The organism is Bovifimicola ammoniilytica, from assembly GCF_025567085.1.
Classification (GTDB): Bacteria; Bacillota; Clostridia; order Lachnospirales; family Lachnospiraceae; genus Bovifimicola; species Bovifimicola ammoniilytica.
In genome coordinates this window covers 326,598-348,356 of sequence record NZ_JAOQJN010000002.1, presented here as the reverse complement: position 1 = coordinate 348,356, position 21,759 = coordinate 326,598, and the positions used below count along the sequence as shown (strand labels likewise).

Genomic DNA, 21,759 nt, shown 5'->3' with positions numbered 1-21,759 from the left:
CTATTAACACATTCCTTCTAAAGTTTCACGAATTGCCTTAATGAAGTTCTCGCTGTTAAGAACTGTTGGATTCTCTATTGTAGTTATAAGAGCTAAGTCCTTAGTCATCTTTCCATCTTCAATAGTCTTAATACAAGCCTTCTCAAGCTTATCAGCGAATTCCATTAACTCTTTATTGCCATCTAATTCGCCACGTTTTCTAAGAGCACCTGTCCATGCAAATATAGTTGCTACTGAGTTTGTAGATGTCTCTTCGCCTTTAAGATGTTTGTAATAATGTCTCTGTACTGTACCATGTGCAGCTTCATATTCATAATATCCATCAGGAGATACTAAAACCGAAGTCATCATTGCAAGTGAACCAAATGCTGATGATACCATATCACTCATAACATCACCATCATAATTCTTACATGCCCAGATGTAACCACCCTCAGACTTCATTACTCTTGCTACCGCATCATCTATTAATGTATAGAAATATGTAATTCCTGCTTCATTAAATTTGTCAGCATATTCTGCTTCAAATATTTCATTGAAAATATCCTTAAATGTATGGTCATATTTCTTAGAAATTGTATCCTTTGTAGCAAACCATAAGTCCTGTTTAGTTGCAAGTGCATATGTGAAACAGCTTCTTGCAAAACTTTCAATAGAATCATTTAAGTTATGCTGTCCCTGAATAACGCCTGCACCTTTGAAATTATGTATTAATTCTCTTGTCTCATTACCATTTTCATCAGTAAATACTAATTCAGCTTTACCAGCACCAGGTACTTTCATCTCTGTTGCCTTATATACATCACCATAAGCATGTCTTGCAATTGTAATAGGCTTCTTCCAGTTCTTAACGCATGGCTCAATACCTTTTACTATAATTGGTGCTCTGAATACAGTTCCGTCAAGAATTGCTCTGATTGTTCCGTTTGGACTCTTCCACATTTCTTTAAGATTATATTCGTCCATTCTTGCTGCATTTGGTGTAATTGTAGCACATTTAACAGCTACACCATATTTCTTTGTTGCTTCTGCTGATTCAACTGTAACCTTGTCATCTGTTTCATTTCTGTGTTCAAGTCCAAGGTCATAGTACTCTGTATTTAATTCAATAAAAGGGCTAAGTAACTCCTCTTTAATCATTTTCCAGAGGATTCTTGTCATTTCGTCCCCGTCCATCTCAACTAATGGTGTTGTCATCTTAATTTTAGACATCGTTGTACCTCCAATTTATAAATTAATAATCGTATTATACTTTAATGATTTCCATCTGTAAAGTTTTTAAGCCATAATTCTTATTCAACTTAACTTACAGTATTTTCTCATTTAACATATTTTCAGAATATTTTACATAGTGATTTTATAATTTTATCCTTTATCTTATAACCTTATCAGGTAATTCTTTCTGCAGAATTACTGCCATCTGCTGGAATTTAATTGGTTTTAATAAAATTAGCTCTACATTATTCTCATTCAGACCTTTTTGGAATTCTTCCATAGTGTTAGCGGTAAGTCCAATAATAAACTGCTTCTTTCCTCTTTCGTTTAAATTTCTTATTCTTCTTACAGTTTCAATACCATCAATTCCTGGCGGCAGTAAATAATCCATAAAGACAAGGTCATATTCATTTACCATAAATTTATCAATTGCCTCTTCACCACTCTTAGCTATATCTACATCAATATCAAATCTTTTTAACATCTGCTCTAAAACATAATTATTTATTTCATTATCATCTACTATCAGGACTTTCGTCTCTTTCATTGTAAATGCTTCCGTAAATAATTTAAAATTTGACATATGCATATTCATATGAAGCAATATAAATCTCTCTTTTATTTCTTCTATCTGTTTCTTCAAAATATCTATATTATCTCTCAATGATTCTATACATTGAACGCTCTCGATATCTTTATCACTGTGTTTTTCTATTTTCTCAACGAGTTTATTCATAAATTTCAAAGAACTTATAGTACTGTTTGTAAATTCGAAGAATTCATTTTTTTCTACATTACACACATCGATGCCTCCATTTAATTTTTAATGTATTCATAAACACATATATAAAAACCACAAAACTATATTTATATATTATAACTGGGTCAATTACATTTTTCTATGTTTTTTTATTAATTTACGACATTTTCGTTCGACATAAACTGACATTTTAAGAAGATTTTATATTATTTTATTTATGAACGATTACTATTAAACATTTTACCTTAGAGATATATTATTTACCAGACCTCGTCAGTGCAATCTTTAAAAATATTATTTCCATATAATATAGTAAAAATGTACAGAATAATATATTTATATCCGCCATATATGGCAAATTGACGTTTTTTCTCTATTTTTCTTGAAATTTTTTAATATTGTGTTAAACTTGTTAAGATATGCGTTTTAACGTGTAAATTTTATCCTATTTTCCATATACTTACAAAGTATGATAAAGCAGGTTATTGTAAAATATATATTTTGCAGCACTAATTTTACATACAACTGATTATGGAGAAAACTAAGAAAGGAATGACAATTTTTTATGAAAATAAAAAGAGAAGATGTCAGAAATATCGCAATTATAGCCCATGTTGACCACGGTAAAACAACATTAGTTGACCAGTTATTAAAACAAAGCGGTACTTTCCGTGAAAATCAGGAAGTAGCCGAAAGAGTCATGGACTCAAATGATATTGAAAGAGAACGTGGTATTACTATTCTTTCAAAAAATACAGCTGTTAATTATAAAGGTATTAAAATTAATATTATTGATACTCCAGGACATGCAGACTTCGGCGGTGAGGTTGAGCGTGTACTTAAAATGGTTAATGGTGTTGTTTTAGTTGTTGATGCTTTTGAAGGTGCTATGCCTCAGACAAAATTCGTTCTTAAAAAAGCATTAGAACTTAACTTGCCTGTTATTGTATGTATAAATAAAATTGACAGACCTGAAGCGCGTCCTGCTGAAGTTATTGATGAAGTTCTTGAATTATTTATTGAACTTGATGCTTCTGATGAACAGCTTGACTGCCCATTCGTATATGCGTCTGCTAAATCAGGTTATACCATACTTGAATTAGACGATTCTCCAAAGAATATGGATCCATTATTTGAGACAATTATTAATTACATTCCTGCTCCAGAGGGAGATCCTGATGCTGATACACAGGTTCTTATAAGTACTATAGACTATAATGAGTATGTTGGGCGTATCGGTGTCGGTAAGGTTGATAATGGTAAATTAAAAGTTAATCAGGATGTTGTTATTGTTAACCATCATGATCCTGATTATAGAAAACGTGTTAAAATCAGTAAATTATATGAATTCGAAGGTCTTAACAAAGTTGAGGTTACAGAAGCTGCTGTTGGTTCTATCGTAGCAATTTCCGGTATTGCAGATATTCATATTGGAGATACAATATGTTCACCTGAGAATCCTGTAGCTATACCTTTCCAGAAGATATCAGAACCTACTATTTCTATGCAATTTAACGTTAATGACAGTCCACTTGCAGGTCTTGAAGGTAAATATGTAACATCAAGACATTTAAGAGACAGATTGTTCCGTGAGCTTAATACAGACGTAAGTCTTAGAGTTGAAGAAACAGATACAACTGAAAGCTACAAAGTATCGGGACGTGGAGAATTGCATTTATCAGTTCTTATTGAGAATATGAGACGTGAAGGTTATGAATTCTCTGTGAGTAAAGCCGAAGTTCTATATAAGACAGATGAAAATGGTAAAAGACTTGAACCAATGGAATTAGCTTACATTGATGTTCCTGAGGAATTCTCAGGTTCAATTATCCAGAAGTTAAGTGAACGTAAAGGTGAACTTCTTTCTATGTCTACTGCTAATGGCGGGTATACAAGACTTGAGTTCTCTATTCCTGCCAGAGGCTTAATCGGATATCGTGGAGAATTTATGACAGATACTAAAGGTAATGGTATCATTAATACAATATTTAACGGATATGGTCCTTATAAAGGTGATATCCAATATAGAAAACAGGGTTCATTAATAGCATTTGAAGCCGGTGAAGCTATAACTTACGGATTATATAATGCCCAGGAGCGTGGTACACTCTTCATTGGTCCTGGTGAAAAAGTGTACTCAGGTATGGTTGTTGGTCAAAATGGTAAAACTGATGATGTCGAAGTTAACGTATGTAAGAGAAAGCAGCTTACTAATACCCGTGCTTCAGGTTCAGATGATGCCCTTAAACTCTCACCAAAGAGAGATTTAAGTCTTGAGCAGTGCCTTGAATTCATTGATACTGACGAATTACTTGAAGTTACACCTAAGAGTTTAAGAATCCGAAAGAAAATCCTTGATCCTACTCTTAGAAAACGTGCTGCATTTAATAAGAAAAACTCTTAATTAATTTGTCATATATAAAATTTTATCGATATATAAAATCCTATAAAATAGAAAAACTTGCATACAGACGTTAATCAACAATCTGTATGCAAGTTTTTGTTTCATAGAATACTACATCCTCTGCTTTTGTTATATTCACTTTTCCTGCCGTTACTTCAATTACTTTTTTCGTAAATGCTTCATATTTCTCACTGTCACACACAATAATTATATTTACATTATCCGTATACAGTGTGTCCATAATATTAACTTTCTCATTTGCTGCAATATATTGAATCTTACCAAGTCCCGTATAATCTGTTATGATACTAAATTCCTTTCCCTGTTTCTTTTCTGCTATCACAGCATCTTCAAGTGCTTCTATACTTGCTTTCTGATAAGCTCGTACTAATCCTCCGGTTCCTAATAATACACCTCCAAAGTATCTGGTAACCACAATAACTGCATTAGTAAGTTCTCTTCCCGTAATTACATCTAATATGGGTTTTCCCGCTGTTCCTGACGGTTCCCCATCATCACTGAATCTCTGTATGCCGTCAACTACATATGCCATACAATTATGTCTTGCATCCCAATATTTCTTCTTAATTTCATTTATAAATGCTATTGCTTCTTCCTCACTTTTAACAGCTTTAACATTTGCAATAAACCTTGATTTCTTCTCGACTATTTCTCCTGTTCCATCTTTTATAATGATTCTTTCCAAAGTTTTTACCTCATCTGTCTTATATTTTTTCTCATATTTTTTAAATAATTATTTTGATGATTGTCAATTCACATCATCTTTTTTTACATTCTGATATAGTTTAAGACATATCATTAGCTTAATATAACTTATATATTATTTTTTTTCAATAAATTTGATTAAATCTTATATAAATGTTTAATAATACTATGTAACATATAACACAACTTTCAGTTTCCTGTAAATATGACATATTTATGTTATAAACAGAACTTAACTTACTTATATAATAAATATAACTTATGTAATAAATATTTAACTTTATTAAATACCTAAATTTTGGTATAATCATAATGGTTTTTAACATTTCTAGAAAAGAGGTTTTTTAATGAATTTTGGATATAAAGAAGTTGCTGACAAACGCCGTAATCTGGCTTCTAAGAAGAATAAACGTGTAACTTCAATATTAATAACAGCTTTAAAATTTGTATTATATGCAATTGTACTCATTATAGTTGTAGTAGGTTTCACAGGATTAGGAATGATTAAAGGTATCATTGACAATGCACCTGATGTGTCAACATTGAATGTTACACCTACAGGATACTCTACCACTGTTTACGATAGTGATGGAAATATTACAACCACACTCCTTAAATCCGGTTCTAACAGACAGGAGGTCAGTATTGATGATATTCCTAAATGTCTGCAATATGCATTTATTGATATCGAAGATGAACGTTTTCTACAACATAATGGTATCGATGTAAAAGGTATTATCCGTGCCGGCTTTATGGCACTTACAACCGGAAGGCTTTCAGAAGGTGCAAGTACAATTACACAGCAGCTTCTAAAGAATAATGTTTTTGAAGATGGTGGTCGTGAATCTACTAATGCTGCCCTTTTCAAACGTAAGTTCCAGGAACAATATTTAGCACTTGAATTAGAAAAGACGACAACTAAAGCTTATATTCTTCAAAGTTATCTTAATACAATTAACTTAGGTTCTAACTGTCTTGGTGTTCAGTCCGCAGCTAAACGATATTTTAATAAAAATGCTTCTGAATTAAACATTTCAGAAAGTGCTGTTATAGCTGCAATAACACAGAACCCATCAATATATAATCCTGTAACTCATCCTGAAGATAATGCAAAACGTCGCAAAAAAGTTCTTGATAATATGAAGAAAAATGGACATATTACACAAAGTGAATATGATGAAGCGATGGCTGATGACGTATATTCAAGAATACAGTCAATCAACTTAGAGACATCTACCTCTTCTCCTTATTCATATTTCGTAGATGAATTAATAGATGAGATATTAAATGATCTTATGGAACAGAAAGGATATACGCAGACTCAGGCATATAATGTATTATACAGTGGCGGTTTAAGTATATATACCACACAAGATACAGCTATTCAGAATATCTGTGATGAAGAAATTAATAACTCTGCTAATTATCCAATGTCTATTTCGTATTCAATAAGCTGGGCATGGTCAGTTAAGAAAACTGATGGCACAATCCAGAATTATTCCGAGGTTGATTTAGATTACTATAACAGGGTACTTCTTGGGAATTCATCATTTAAACTGATATTTAAGTCTACTGAAGAATGCGATGCCCTTATAGCTGCATTTAAACAGGAGTATTTAAAAGAGGGTGAAACTGAAATCGATGAAAATCTTGAATATACAATTCAGCCTCAGACATCATTTACAGTTATGGATCAAAAAACAGGTTATGTTAAAGCCATTGTTGGTGGACGTGGCGAAAAAACACGAAGCCTTACTCTTAACAGAGCAACAAGTACAAAGAGACAGCCTGGCTCATGTTTTAAGGTACTTACATCATACGCGCCTGCGCTAGATACTGCTGGATATACTCTTGCTTCTACTATTGTCGATGAGCCATTTAATGATGTTAATGGTCGTCCGGTAAGTAACTGGTGGGGTTCTTCTTACAGAGGAACTTCTACTCTTCGTGAGGGTATCAGAGATTCCATGAACGTTGTTACTGTTAAGCTATTAACTGCTATAACTCCTCAACTAGGTTTTGATTATGTTGAAGACTTTGGTATTACCACTTTAATTTCTAATAAAACATTAGATGACGGAAGTGTCGTAAGTGACGTTAACCAGTCTCTTGCACTAGGTGGTATAACATATGGTGTCACTAACTTAGAATTATGTGCAGCATATGCAACTATTGCAAATGGTGGTGTATATACAGAACCAGTATTATATACAAAAGTTTTAGACCATAATGGCAAAGTTATCTTAGAGTCTAACCCATCTACACATACAGTAATTAAAGATTCTACAGCATGGCTTCTTACAAGTGCTATGGAAGATGTAGTTAAAAGTGGTACAGGTACACATTGTAAGGTTGATGGAATGTCGGTTGCCGGCAAAACAGGTACCTCAAGTAAAGATAACGACTTATGGTTCGCAGGATATACTCCATACCTGACAGCTACTATCTGGGCAGGTTATGATGAAAATGCACCATTAACAAACGGTGTATTCCACGAAGACATGTGGAGTAAAATTGTAACACGAATTGATGATGTTAAAGGTTATAAAGAAGATATCGGTTTCCCAGCTCCTGAATCAGTTCAATCTGCTACAATATGTAAGTCATCAGGCCAATTAGCAATTGAGGGTGTGTGTCCTTCTACTACAGAATATTTTTCAAAAGGTTCTATTCCAAAAGACCAGTGTAATATTCATTCGAGACAGATACCAAGCACTGCTGCAGCTTCAGAGAATGGTGGTACTAATAACGTTAATCCGGCTACTGGTAATGCGAATAGCAATGCCTCTTCAACCGGCAATTAATTTTGTATATTATACTTATACTATTCAGCCAATTGTTTGTATATGATATACACTTTCATATTCCTTTATCTAAAGTGAATAAATGCCTTTCTCTTCAAAGGCTATTACGGTGCAGTTTCATATATAATAATAAAAGAAAGAATTTCAAAATTAACTATAATCTTGAAATTCTTTCTTTTTACTTTATTTATATGAGTATCAGTATCTCTTCTCCCTTATTAACCTTTCCAAACTTTTCTATAATTACATCTGTATATTCATCGCTATTAGTTATTATCATAGGTGTACTTATTGAATATCCCTCATTTTCTAGCATTTCTATGTCGAATTCTAACAATATTTCACCTTTGCTAACTTTTTCTCCTTGTGATTTCTTTTTTTCAAAACCCTTACCATCTAATTTAACAGTGTCTGCACCTATATGTATTAATATCTCTGAACCTTCTATACTATGTATACCTATTGCGTGTCCTGTTGAAAAAAATGATGTAATTATTCCATCACACGGTGCATAAATCTTGCCATCATCAGGAACAATTACAATCCCTGTTCCTAATATTTCCGATGAAAACACTTCATCCTCTGCTTCTGTAATGTCTTTAACTACTCCGTCGCAAGGTGCAACTAATGTCTCTATTACAGCTTTTTCTAAAGCATTACTAAACAACTTTTCAGTAGCATCAGCAGAAGATTTAACTTCTGTAATATTTGCTTCTGTAATATTTTTCAGCTTACCTTTCATATCCGAAGCTTTACATACAGCATCATATACCGAAATCACATCCTTACCTATAACTATCTGGTATTGACTACCCGATTTTATGACGGTTACTATCCCATATGTAGATTTTAGAACATCTGTATTGGCTTTTGACTCATCTTTTAATTCAAATCTTAGTCTTGTAATACAATGTGTTATGCTTATGATATTATCTCTTCCTCCAACATTTCTAACTATTATTTCTGCCAAATCGTCATACAGACCCGCCATAAATATCACCTCTGTTTTATATATTTCATATCTATAAATTTATTCATCATAACTGTTTTCATCTTCTAAGACATATTTAACTATTACTTTGTTTCCATCAACTTTAATCGATATCCACATATAACCATCAAGATATTTGTCATATCTATATTTCTTGCTGACTCTGATTTCATCATTATTGTTATATCTAAGCGTATAACCATAATTTTCAACCATATAACTACTATAATTTAAGGCATACGATAGTGCAGATTCAGTATCTCCATCATATTTATATGTATATGTTCTGCCTAAGATTTCCTCTTTCTCTTTAGCTAATTCTAAATCAGACACTATATCTGTTATCTTAGGTAAATCAGTAATATCACCTGCTACCTGGTTGAGATATTTATCACTATTTGCCATAAGTATTAATCCCTCCCTGTTCCTTATAAATGTAAAGCCAACTACAAATATTATACATATTAAGTAAGCTGATATCATCTGTAGGCGAAGTTTTTTGAATGGATCAATATATTTCTTATTACCTATATATACCTCAGTATGCTCTTCAATTTCTGATAACGTATTATCTTCTGTATTTGAATAATATCTGTCAATTATCCAGTCATAATCTGCATAATTCAGTCGTGTACTACAATATTCACATACACCACCATTTAAGATATTGATACTCGAACCACAATTTCCACATGAGATTAATCTGATAGCACCAAAATCTTTTTCTGTGATATCAGATTTTTTACTGAGATATATGACAATTTTCTCGCCTTCTTCATGTATTTTATTATTTATCATCTTAGATATCTGCATAATACAGCTTAATTTAATTATATCTTTACCTTGAACAGATTTATAGTCTTCAAATTTAACCTTATATAAGCTACATTCTATAATATCCTGATATTTTTCAATTATTTTATCTACAGGAACGCTTGCAAATGCACTTACTTCTTCTACATTCTCAGCAAAATGAATATTTCTTAGCTTATATTCTAAATTCTGTATGAATTTTTCAGGTACAAAACCATTGATATTCTTAAGTCTGTAATATACTTCATTCTTCTCTATAACTTCATTCTTCCTGATTTTGTTTACTACAACAGCTATCAATACAAATACTATTATAAGTCCTATAAATACCTTGATAAATATTGGAAATCCCGTAATAAGCGAAGCAAATATTATAGTTGCATTCGTATTATAATTACCCGGTTTATAATTAACCTGATTAATTATTACAACAATAAATGAAACGACCATAGCTATAATCATTACAATTCCTGCAATAATCGCACCTAATGAGCATCTTGTACTTATATTTTGTACTTTTCTTTTTTCGTCATCACTTACTACAAATGAAGAGACCTTTTCTTCGAAATCTTCTACCTGAAATCTGGAATTACAGTAATCACAACCATTTATGTAACTTGAAATATCACCCATATTACCACAATTAGGGCAGGCAACCATATTATTTTCACCTCTTGCCTTTATGACATTACCAATCCACATCTTTTTTCCTTTGTGGTCATATATAGTTCTTCCGTCTTTCTTAAATGATTTCTCTTCAATTATATTATCTTTATATGTACCTATAATATTTTTACCATCATTAACTACCGAAATTGTGTTAATTCTGTTACCTTTTTCTTCGCTAAATCGTATATCAACATCTAAACCTTTATTGTTGAGACGCTTTTTGCTCAAATACATACTCTGCCAAAAAGGTTGTGTTGTATCCTTAGCTAACTGCTCATCATCAATCTTTCCTGACATAAAGTCAGAATAAGTTTTCGTAAAATCTTCAATTTTACCTAACATTTCGTTGTCACTCATATTATTCTCCATTCCTTCTTTACTATTTATCAATCGTCGGAATCATCATCCCTTTTACTGTCTTCATAATCTCTTTTTTCATCAGCTACAAATTTAACAATTGTTTCATCATTTTTCTGTTCAACTGTAACTGTTATATATGCCTTGACATATTTATCAAGTTCATATAATTTTACAACTGATTTCATATTTCCTTCATTGGTATCTTTTTTATATCCATATTCATTTAATAATTTATCTAAATATTCATCACTCATATATGTATCTGTATTAGAATATGTATATGTCCTTTCGAAGTCATCATACTTTTCATCCTTTAGTTCAATATCCGGATAAATATCTGATAATGCAGGTAATTCATCATATTTATCTTCTAATATCTGAATGTATTTATCTTCATTGAGCAAAAACATTATTGTACTTTTATTAACCAGAAATACTGCTCCTAAGCCAATAATTACAGCGGCAATAAATCCTGCTATCATTTCAATTTTAATTTTCTTAAATGGATCTTTATATTTTCTCCTGCCTACTGCTACGTCATCTGTGGCTTTTACTTCTCTTATATGTTTTTCATTAATATTAGAATAATATTTATCAATAATCCAGTCATAATTCTCATAATCTAACTTTTTGCCACAGTAGTCACATCTGCCACCATTTAACATATTAATACTTGAGCCACAGCTGGGACAAGTATATAACCTGAGTGTCTCAAAATTCTGTTCAGGCACATCCGTTTTCTTACTAAGTTCTAAAGTAACTTTCTCGCTTTCTTCTTTAACTCTGCCATTCTTGAGTCTTGACACTAACATAATGCAGCTAAAATTCATAATATATCTGCCATCAACTTCTGATATATGTTCAAATGTTGCCTTATAAAGACTACATTCTATGACATCTTTATAGCTTTCTACTAATTTATCAGGTATAAAGCTTACAAATGCACTTATTTCTTCTGAATTTTCTGCAAAATGAATATTTCTCAACTTATATTCAAGATTCTGAATAAATTTTTCTCTGTTTATTCCTTTAACACTTTTTACAGCATAATATCCTGAATTAACTTCTATTCTCTCAGATTGTTGTGCAAATGCCGCACGTAGAATAATTATTCCTAGTACAATAAGAACAACTATAAATAATGGTATAAATACAGGTAACACCAACATCGGCACTACAAACATAAGGCCAAAAACAAAACTGACTCTGTCAGGATTAATCATTGTCTGTATTATCATTGCAAAAATCGAGAATACAAATGCAGCCGCTAATACCGCACCGGTTGCAAATGATCCTATGAAGAATCTTTTTCCGATAGTCTTTACTTTTTCTTTATTATCTTCTGTAATCATATATGAGGAAATTTTTTCTTCTAAATCTTCTACCTGAAACCTTGAATTGCAATAATCACAACCATTTATGTAACTTGATATTTCGCCCATATTACCACAGTTAGGACAAGCTACCATATTTCCCTCCTGCTTTGGTTTAATTACACTTCCTATACATACCTTTTTACCTTTGTAATTATATATTTTTCTGCCATTTCTTCTTAAAATTTTCTCTTCAATAACCGGCTCTCTGTATATTCCAACAATACATCTGTCTGTTAAATCAGTTGAAATATTATCAATCCCTATAGTTGTTTCAGAAGTTACTTTTATATCTTCCTCTATGTCATTACTTTCTAATCTTTTTTTACTAAGATACATACTCTGCCAGAATGGCTGAGTTGTATCTTTAGCTAACTCTTCATCATCAATATTGCCCATCATGAAATCAGAATAGGTCTTTTTAAATCCGTCTAGCTTACTTTTCATTTCTTCATTACTCATTTTATTCCTCACTTAATCTCATTATATTTTAACATTTTTCTTCTGTTTATTTATATAGATTATGAAAAATGTAACATTAATCAATATTCCAAATACTGTTGCTGATGGTGCAGCTAAACCAATATGCATAAGACTTGCATTCTTCCTGATACTCATAAAATATGACATGGGAAGTCTTACTAAAAATGTCTGAGCAATTCCCTGACACATTACAAATACCGTATTACTGTGTCCGTTAAAATAGCCGATAAAGCTGAATAATACTGACGTAACCACTGCCTCTGGCGCAAAACCTTTAAGGTATCCTGCCGCTTTTTCTACAACTGCTGCATCATTTGTAAATATTGAAGCTAATATATCTCCTCTTAAAAATGCAAAAATTGCAATAAATATACCTATCACAGCACCTGTACACATTCCCGTAACCATAGCCTGTCTTGCTCTCTTTTCCTTTCCTGCGCCAACATTTTGTGCTACGAAAGCTGACATTGACTGCATTAATGAACTTGGAACTAACATAATGAAACTTACTATTTTATTCGCCACACCATAACCTGATGATGCATCAATCCCAAGCTTATTAATAAATGCACACAATGCTAAGAAAGAAAACTGTGTAAGCACCTCTTGAAATGCTATTGGTGCACCGAGAATAACGAATGTTTTAATCTCAGGGTTAAAGCAGATATCCTCTCTTCTCATCGTAAACGGTAATTTCTGTTTTCGTATTATTATAAGTGATAAGATAACGCTTACTGCCTGTGCTAAAACAGTAGCAAGTGCTGCACCTGCTACATTCATATTAAAGCCTGCTACAAACACTAAGTCACCTACTATATTAGTCACACATGCTATTGATACGAAAATCAATGGAAGTTTTGCATTGCCCATTCCCCTGAAAATACTGCTTATAACATTATAGGCAATTATGAAGAATATCCCACCACCACAGATTCTTACATATTGCACTGTCAAATCTACAGCTTCCTGTGGTGCCTGCATAAGATTAGCAAGACCTTTAGCAAAGACTAACATAAATATTGCAATTATTACCGAAAGAACTGCAAACAGACAGATTGCGCCACCTATTACCCTGCCTATTTTATCTTCTCTTTTCTCACCTATATATCTGCCTATCAGAACAGTTATTCCCATAGATAATCCTGCTATTGTAAATATAACAAGATTAACTATATTACTTCCCGTCGATACTGCTGATATACCTGACTTAGTACCAAACCAGCCAACTATTAGTATATCTACAGCACCATACATAGCCTGTAGCACTAATGCACCTAATATCGGAAGCATAAATTTAATCATCTTTGGAAATATCTTTCCACATGTAAAATCTGCTGATTCCATACTCATTTTGAACCTCATTTCTTTACATATCTATCACATTTATTATTACATATATCACAACTACTGCAATTACCACAACCATTTTTATTTTTAATTATACTGTGGATTGCAAATATAAATGCGATACCTATTATCAAAATTACAACTATACTTGGTATATTCATGTATTTCCTCATTTCAGACAAATATCAGAAGTCCGCAAAAATATAAATTTCAATATTGTCTTTAAAACTTTATATTTCGCATATCTTCTGATAATTATTCAATACTTTTCTTTATAACAACATTCCTATAATATTAACAAATCCTGCTACAAGCCATGCAATTACACACTGACCTATAACTACGCATATGGCCCACTTACTTCCTAATTCTCTCTTTACTGAAGTTATTGCTGCCACACAAGGTGTATATAATAGTATAAATACAAGTAAAGTTACAGATGTTAATGGTGTTAAGAAGGTTGTAAGACTTGAAGCACTACTGCCAACTAGAACTGTCAACGTTGACACAACACTTTCTTTAGCCATAAAACCTGTAATAAGAGCTGTAGTAATCTTCCAGTTACCAAAACCAAGCGGTTTAAATACAGGCGCTATTAATCCTGCAAGCATTGCAAGTAAACTGTCCTTAGAATCTGTCACCACATTAATTCTTGAATCAAACGTCTGCAAGAACCATATTATAATTGTGGCAACAAATATTACCGTAAATGCCCTTGTTATAAAATCCTTCGCTTTCTCCCAGAGAAGCTGAATTACATTTTTAGTTCCCGGCATACGGTAATTAGGCAATTCCATAACGAAAGGTACCGGTTCGCCCCTGAAAAATGTTTCACCCATTATAAGTGCAAAAATTAATCCTATTATTATTCCTGTAAAATATAATGCAATCATAACCAATGTTGCATACTTAGGAAAAAATGCTGCCGATAAAAATGCATATATTGGCAATTTTGCTGAACAACTCATAAAAGGAGTTAATAAAATTGTCATCTTCCTGTCTCTCTCAGATGGCAGTGTTCTACTCGCCATAACTCCAGGAACTGTACAGCCAAAACCTATTAACATAGGTACAATACTTCTTCCTGATAAGCCTATTTTTCTTAATAATTTATCCATGACAAAAGCAACTCTTGCCATATATCCACTGTCTTCTAATATTGATAAAAAGAAGAACAACGTTACTATTGTAGGCATAAAACTTAGTACACTTCCGACACCTTTAAAGATTCCATCTATTACTAATGAATGTACAACCGGATTGATTCCATAAACTGTAAGTCCTCTGTCGATAAGCCTCGTCAAACTATCTATTCCCATTTCTAATACATTTGAAAGAAATTTACCAATAACTCCAAAAGTCATATAGAATACAAATGCCATAATTATAGCAAACGAAGGAATAGCTGTATATTTTCCTGTCAGAATTTTATCAATTTTTACACTTCTTATATGTTCTTTGCTTTCTTTTGGTTTAACTACACAATTGTCACATACATCGCTGATAAACTTAAATCGCATATCTGCTATTGCTGCTGCCTGATCCATACCACTTTCATCTTCCATCTGTTTAATGATATGCTCTAACATTTCCTTCTCATTTTTATCAAGACCTAATTTGTCAATAATAAGTTTATCGCCTTCTGCAACTTTACTCGCCGCAAATCTAATAGGTATTCCTTGTTTCTTTGCATGGTCTTCTATCAGATGCATTATCGCATGGAGGCATCTGTGAACTGCACCATCATTATCATCCGGACTACAGAAATCTAGTCGTCCAGGTTTTTCCTGATATCTTGCAACATGTAATGCATGATCTACAAGTTCGGCAATACCCTCATTCTTAGCAGCTGATATTGGAATTACAGGTATTCCAAGCATATTCTCCATTTCATTAACTCTTACAGAGCCACCATTTTGTCTGACTTCATCCATCATATTCAGGGCCAATACCATAGGAATATTTAATTCCATAAGCTGCATCGTAAGATAAAGATTACGTTCAATATTTGTTGCATCAACAATATTTATGATTCCTTTCGGTTTGTTATCTAAAAGAAACTGTCTCGTAACCACTTCTTCACTCGTATATGGCGACATAGAATATATTCCTGGAAGATCTGTTACAAGTGTATTACTGAAATTCTTAATAATACCATCTTTTCTGTCAACCGTAACTCCTGGAAAGTTACCAACGTGCTGATTAGAACCTGTAAGTTGATTGAACAATGTCGTCTTACCACAGTTCTGATTTCCTGCAAGTGCAAATGTAAGTATTTCACTCTGTGGGACTTCTTCACCTGAAGATTTTGTATGATAAATACCACCTTCTCCAAGTCCTGGATGTAGAAGTTTCTTTTGATTTTTTACTGTCTTTTTCTCTTCTACATCATTGTGTACAGATTTTATCTCTATTTTTTCGGCATCTGCCAGCCTCAGAGTCAGCTCATATCCGTGTATTCTTAATTCAACCGGGTCTCCCATCGGAGCAAATTTAATTACTGTAACTTCTGTTCCCGGAATTACACCCATATCCAAAAAATGTTGTCTTAACTCACCTTCACCACCAACACTGTGTATTATCGCACTTTTCCCGATTTCTAAGTCTTTTAAAGTCATAAATCTATACCATGTCTTTCTTTGATTTTATCTAGCCAATTTAAGTTATTTTTTGTCTGCTTTTTCTACAGTCTTCTTAATTTTATCCTGAATGTTTTTCTTAGCTTCAGCTAATATCCCTTCTTCTTTCTCGAAATAATTCTTCAGACTCTCTGCAAATGGAATTGTCTCAGAACGGAAAGCAAAAATGAATTTTCTCTTCTCTTTCTGTTCTTCATTCTTCTCACGTATACTTTCTTTAAGCATTTCATAACGTACAACAATATCATTTTCAACGGCAAACTGCTTGATTCTTGATGTAATATTCATTGAATACCAGAAGTCTAAAACAAATACACCATAGAAGAAACCCATTACAAATGAGAATGCTAAATGATTTGATAACCAGAAAAGTGATTTCAAAATATTTGGATGTATCAGAAAATAATATATTGCACTTAAAACAGCCCAGAAAAATGAATATTTAGGGCAGATAACACCCTGGATGTTACCCCACTGGTTATCATAATCCCATAACTTAATCTTCATTCTCTTAATAAATATAATACCTGCAATATACTCAATAATAGTTACTACAACTGCCATTATTATAAACAGGACAATCTTTTGCAGAATTACATTACTTATAAATGTTACCTTTATCTGAGCAAGCAGATACAAAGCACACAGACTGAATCCATACAATGGAAGATACGGACCTGTTAAGAAGCCTGGATTAATCCACTTTCTTTCAGGATTAGCTCCCGAGAAAAATCTTCTATATATAACTTCAAGGCACCACCCAAACAGGCTTCCTATAAAAAATAAAAATGCCAAAACTAAAAATATATTCATTCACTTCTTCTCCTCTGTTGAATTAATTTGTTTATTTTAGGTAACTTTCCTTTCCACTCGTCAGGATAGTCTACCTTTATTATATTTCTCATTCCCTCATTTAGCAATAGGGCTACTGTATTCTTAACAGCTTTTTTTAATTCTGCATCAAGCTTATCATATGTTTTAATCATCGCAGTAAAAGCTTTCCATCTGCTATCCCTGATATCTGTAAGCGTCTTATATTCATTCGTACTTAGAACTTCAAATAAAGTATTAGTAAATTCTCTTCTTCTCTCAACCGATATCCCATTAAGAAAGTTCTTAATCGTCTTATCAGCTATAACACTTTCTCTTGTTACTTTCTTAAGATGAATGAATTTAGGCCCTTTTACCTCCCAGCTAAATCCATCATGCTGCATTATACCTTTCTGGTTACTTCTAAGTACCGTATAATTCTCTTCATGCTCTAATAACATTCCGATAACTGAAGACTGTGGAACTAAGGTAATTATTCTGTCTGATATCTCCATATAATTCTTAGTTTCTAAAATAGTCTCTTTAAAACCCGGACCGTCATTATTATATATATTTATGATTCTTGCTTTATTTCTTGCCTTGGCATATGCAGCAGAATATACAGCAAGATTACCACCTTTAGAATGGCCTCCTAAGTATAATTTATGATGCATATAATTATCAGCGACTTTATTAAAATATTTCAATGCTTCTTTCTGCGATGGAACTACATCCATAACACTCATCATAAAATCTTCTTTCCAGCCAATTAATGTATCATCCGTTCCCCTGAATGATATGAATAGAGTCTTATTACCAATATCAAGGGTAATTGCCGAAAACTGCATTTCCTTTAAAGTGTCAGTTTTCTTTACATAATATAAGAGCCTTATCTCTCCATATCTCTTACTTTCGGCCATTAGTTTTAACATCTTATAGAAATTCTCATCTGTTAAATCTCCAGTATTATGTTCTAAATCTCTTTCTTCATTAAAATATATTTCGGCTGCTTTGTATAAAGGTATCTCTTTATCACCATCACCAGCCACTATTCCCTCAAAATTCAAATACGATAACTCTGACAGAATCAGATTATCCACTTCATTAAATGGTGCGGTCTCAAAACTTAAATCTCCCCGCCAAATAATATAATCTATAATATTTGCCATTTCATACCAACCTCCATTCTGCAGGCATTTATGCCGGAGTAATCGTGAGCAAAATTTCAGATTTTGCTCTGCGATAAAGGCTATTTGCTTTGAAGCAAAAGTAAATAGCTGTGTAAAAAATAATCGCATCAGCATTATTTTTTACACTATCCATACATACTATTTTGTATATTCTGGTCTCTTTAATTCTATTGTCGCCATAATTATTGCTGCTAATCCCGCCATACAGTCTGCTACAGGTCCTGCATACATTATACCATCTATTCCCATTATAAGCGGCATAATAAGTATTAATGGCAGCAGGAATATAATCTGTCTTGTAAGGGATAAGAATATACCCTGTTTAGGTTTACCAATTGCTGTCAGGAAATTAGAAGTAATTGGCTGCATACAGTTTATGAATGTAAAGAACAAAAATATTCTAAAATAACTTATTGCAAAATCGAAATATTCCTTTGTTCCATTACCAAATATACCTGTAATCTGTCTTGGAAAAAATTGAAATGCCAGGAATGCAATTACTGCCAATCCAGTTCCTACAGATATAGCCTTCAGATACGCCTCTTTAACACGTTTATACTTGCCCGCACCATAATTATAGCTTACAATTGGTTGTAATCCTTGTGATATTCCAATGATAAATGCCATAAATACCTGATTTATCTTAGTTATGATTCCAACACACGCTATTGGTATCGATTCACCATATACTGAACGACTTCCATAATATTTAAGTGACTTATTCATTACAATCTGAACAACCATCATTGCCAGCTGGTTACTAAAAGGTGCTGCACCAAGGGCTGCAATTTTAGAAACATATTTTCTCTTTGGTAATAAATGCCTCTTCTCTAATGCCATTGTCTTGCAATGTCTTAAATATATAATTACCATTATAGCTGAAACAATCTGTCCTATAACTGTAGCAACTGCCGCTCCTGCCATCTTAAAGTCCATAACTGATACAAATAATGCATCTAAAATTGTATTAATAACCGCACCTGTAAGATTGCATAGCATAGTAAATCTAGGACTTCCATCAGCTCTTATAAGGTGTCCGCCACCTGTTGCAAGTATCAGAAATGGAAAACCAATTGCTGTAATTCTTGTATAAGTCTTGGCATACCCTAAAACATTTACAGGTGAACCGAAGAATTTTAATAATGGCTCTAAGAATATTAATATAATAAAACTTAGCACTATTCCGCATAAGAACAACATTACTGCCGAATTACCCATATAGTAGACTGCTTCTTCTTTTTTACCCTTACCCATTGATAAGTTAACCTGTGAGGCACCACCAATTCCAAATAACAATGCAATCGCTACACACATTATTGAAAATGGAAATGATATGTTAGTTGCTGCATTTCCTAATTCACCAACACTTCTTCCTATGAAAAACTGATCCACAATATTATATAATGAGCTAACAAGCATTGCAATTATACTTGGTACCGCAAACTCAGATAATAATTTTGTAACTCTTTCCTCCCCCAGTGACTGTTTGTTTCTCATATGTATATCTCCAATCATAATCATTATTTCTCACCTTATATTTTATTAAAAATATATGCATTTGTAAAGTTTAAACATTTATAAGGCTATTCATACAAATTCATATATGCTATAATTGTATAGTTTATTAATACAGAATGTTCAATCTTTATATATGTCAATTACCTGTAATAGATAATAAAGTTTATAATGAATGTGTAAAGTCTGTGGTATTAATAAAGTTACAAGATTTATAATAAGAAATGAGGATTAGTATGCTTCCAATAGATTTTCAAACACGAATGAAAGAAATGTTAGATGCTGAATATGATGATTTCATGGCAAGTTATGATAAACCACGTTTTTATGCACTTAGAGTTAACACTTTAAAAGGTTCTGTTAAAGATTTTACTGACAGATTCAGATATGATTTTGTAAAAGTTCCATGGGCTGATACAGGTTTCTATTATACTGATGATATTAAACCCGGAAAACACCCTTATCACGAAGCCGGTGTCTATTATATTCAAGAGCCCAGTGCAATGTCTCCGGCAAGTTATCTTCCAATCACTCCCGGAGATATTGTATTAGATTTATGTGCTGCTCCCGGTGGAAAAAGTACTCAGATTGCAGCAAGACTTCAAAATGACGGATTGCTTATAAGTAATGAGATAAATTCTGCAAGAGCAAAAATCTTATCCGAAAACATCGAACGTATGGGCGTAAAAAATGCTATTGTCACAAATGAATCTTCTGACACATTAGCAAAGCATTTTCCTGAATATTTCGATAAAATTATGGTTGATGCTCCCTGCTCAGGTGAGGGAATGTTCCGTAAGAATTCAGATGCCTGCGATGAATGGAGTCTTGAAAATGTTGAATTATGTGCCGACAGACAGCTCGAAATTCTTAACAATGCCGCTTCAATGTTAAAACCCGGTGGACAAATGGCTTATTCTACCTGTACTTTCTCCTATGCCGAAAATGAGGGAACAATCGAGAATTTCCTTAAAGAGCATAATGATTTTAACATTGTACATATTAATAAAGCCTCTCAAATGTCTGATGGTTTTATTCCGGGAACTATAAGATTATGGCCGCATAAATTAAATGGCGAGGGACATTTCTTAACAATATTACAAAAAGTTGATAATACTGATACAGATATTGCTGATACTGCTTCTAATAAACACAATAAAAAAGTACGCCCTATCAAGGGACTTTCTCCAAAGGATTGCAAAGATTACCTTGAGTTTTGCAATAAATTTCTTAATGTTAATCCTGCTAAAACTTTAATTAAGTTTGGTGACCAGTTATATTCTCTCCCTGAATATGCACCATCACTTAATGGATTACGTGTTCTAAGACCGGGACTTCATCTTGGTACTTCGCTTAAAGGCAGATTTGAGCCATCACATTCTCTAGCTCTTGCACTTAAGCCCGATGAAGTAAAATACAGCTTTAATTTCACGCTGAACAATACTGACACTGATAATTCTTCTGCTTCTACCACCAAAACCATATATAACTATATTAACGGAGAAGCATTTGAAGTCCAGTTAGAACATAACGGCTGGTATCTTATTACCGTTGATGGATATAGCATTGGCTTTGGAAAATATTCAAATGGCACAATGAAGAATCATTATCCAAAGGGACTTAGGAAAAATTTGTTGAATTAATGATATAGTTGTTGTCC

15 protein-coding genes are annotated in these 21,759 nt (G+C 32.8%); 3 read left to right on the top strand and 12 right to left on the bottom strand.

Annotated elements, in window-relative coordinates:
- Positions 1-3 precede the first annotated feature (3 nt).
- Positions 4-1,212, bottom strand: a complete 1,209-nt coding sequence (locus OCV48_RS03430) for an NADP-dependent isocitrate dehydrogenase (RefSeq protein WP_021982480.1) — start codon at positions 1,210-1,212, stop codon at positions 4-6.
- 160 nt (positions 1,213-1,372) lie between these two features.
- Complete coding sequence (locus tag OCV48_RS03425; RefSeq protein WP_147591152.1) at positions 1,373-2,017, bottom strand: response regulator; 645 nt, start codon at positions 2,015-2,017, stop codon at positions 1,373-1,375.
- 523 nt (positions 2,018-2,540) lie between these two features.
- On the opposite strand from OCV48_RS03425, the gene typA reads away from it, so the two are divergent.
- Complete coding sequence (gene typA, locus OCV48_RS03420; protein ID WP_021982482.1) at positions 2,541-4,379, top strand: translational GTPase TypA; 1,839 nt, start codon at positions 2,541-2,543, stop codon at positions 4,377-4,379.
- A 70-nt stretch (positions 4,380-4,449) separates the two neighbouring features.
- Here the strand turns inward: typA and OCV48_RS03415 are convergent, their stop codons facing one another.
- Positions 4,450-5,085, bottom strand: a complete 636-nt coding sequence (locus tag OCV48_RS03415; protein WP_262558812.1) for a YigZ family protein — start codon at positions 5,083-5,085, stop codon at positions 4,450-4,452.
- Positions 5,086-5,452: 367 nt separating this feature from the next.
- Between OCV48_RS03415 and OCV48_RS03410 the strand changes: the two genes are divergently transcribed.
- The gene (locus tag OCV48_RS03410; RefSeq protein WP_147591151.1) at positions 5,453-7,909 is read left to right on the top strand and encodes a transglycosylase domain-containing protein; all 2,457 of its coding nucleotides are present in this window, start codon (positions 5,453-5,455) and stop codon (positions 7,907-7,909) included.
- 187 nt (positions 7,910-8,096) lie between these two features.
- Here OCV48_RS03410 and OCV48_RS03405 read toward each other — a convergent pair whose 3' ends face one another.
- From OCV48_RS03405 to OCV48_RS03365, 9 genes are all read right to left on the bottom strand, one after another.
- The gene (locus OCV48_RS03405) at positions 8,097-8,900 is read right to left on the bottom strand and encodes a glucose PTS transporter subunit IIA (protein WP_021982485.1); all 804 of its coding nucleotides are present in this window, start codon (positions 8,898-8,900) and stop codon (positions 8,097-8,099) included.
- 39 nt (positions 8,901-8,939) lie between these two features.
- Positions 8,940-10,739, bottom strand: coding sequence for an Asp23/Gls24 family envelope stress response protein (locus OCV48_RS03400; RefSeq protein WP_147591150.1), 1,800 nt, complete (start codon positions 10,737-10,739; stop codon positions 8,940-8,942).
- Positions 10,740-10,768: 29 nt separating this feature from the next.
- Positions 10,769-12,577 carry a hypothetical protein gene (locus tag OCV48_RS03395; RefSeq protein ID WP_147591149.1) on the bottom strand — a complete coding sequence of 603 codons (1,809 nt, stop codon included), beginning with the start codon at positions 12,575-12,577 and terminating at the stop codon, positions 10,769-10,771.
- 21 nt (positions 12,578-12,598) lie between these two features.
- Positions 12,599-13,948: an MATE family efflux transporter gene (locus tag OCV48_RS03390; protein WP_147591148.1), complete on the bottom strand. Its 1,350-nt coding sequence runs from the start codon at positions 13,946-13,948 to the stop codon at positions 12,599-12,601.
- An 8-nt stretch (positions 13,949-13,956) separates the two neighbouring features.
- Positions 13,957-14,106, bottom strand: a complete 150-nt coding sequence (locus OCV48_RS03385; protein WP_021982489.1) for a FeoB-associated Cys-rich membrane protein — start codon at positions 14,104-14,106, stop codon at positions 13,957-13,959.
- A 111-nt stretch (positions 14,107-14,217) separates the two neighbouring features.
- Positions 14,218-16,563 carry a ferrous iron transport protein B gene (feoB, locus tag OCV48_RS03380; protein ID WP_147591146.1) on the bottom strand — a complete coding sequence of 782 codons (2,346 nt, stop codon included), beginning with the start codon at positions 16,561-16,563 and terminating at the stop codon, positions 14,218-14,220.
- Positions 16,564-16,608: 45 nt separating this feature from the next.
- A complete protein-coding gene (locus OCV48_RS03375; protein ID WP_021982491.1) occupies positions 16,609-17,397 on the bottom strand; it encodes a putative ABC transporter permease in 789 nt (262 codons plus the stop codon).
- Complete coding sequence (locus tag OCV48_RS03370; RefSeq protein WP_262558802.1) at positions 17,394-18,563, bottom strand: DUF2974 domain-containing protein; 1,170 nt, start codon at positions 18,561-18,563, stop codon at positions 17,394-17,396. The genes OCV48_RS03375 and OCV48_RS03370 overlap by 4 nt, the downstream gene beginning before the upstream one ends.
- A 159-nt stretch (positions 18,564-18,722) precedes the next feature.
- A complete protein-coding gene (locus OCV48_RS03365) occupies positions 18,723-20,081 on the bottom strand; it encodes an MATE family efflux transporter (RefSeq protein ID WP_147591144.1) in 1,359 nt (452 codons plus the stop codon).
- A gap of 254 nt (positions 20,082-20,335) precedes the next feature.
- Between OCV48_RS03365 and OCV48_RS03360 the strand changes: the two genes are divergently transcribed.
- Entirely contained in the window at positions 20,336-21,742 is a 1,407-nt protein-coding gene (locus tag OCV48_RS03360; RefSeq protein ID WP_147591143.1) for an RsmF rRNA methyltransferase first C-terminal domain-containing protein, read from the top strand.
- The last annotated feature ends 17 nt before the right edge of the window (positions 21,743-21,759 follow it).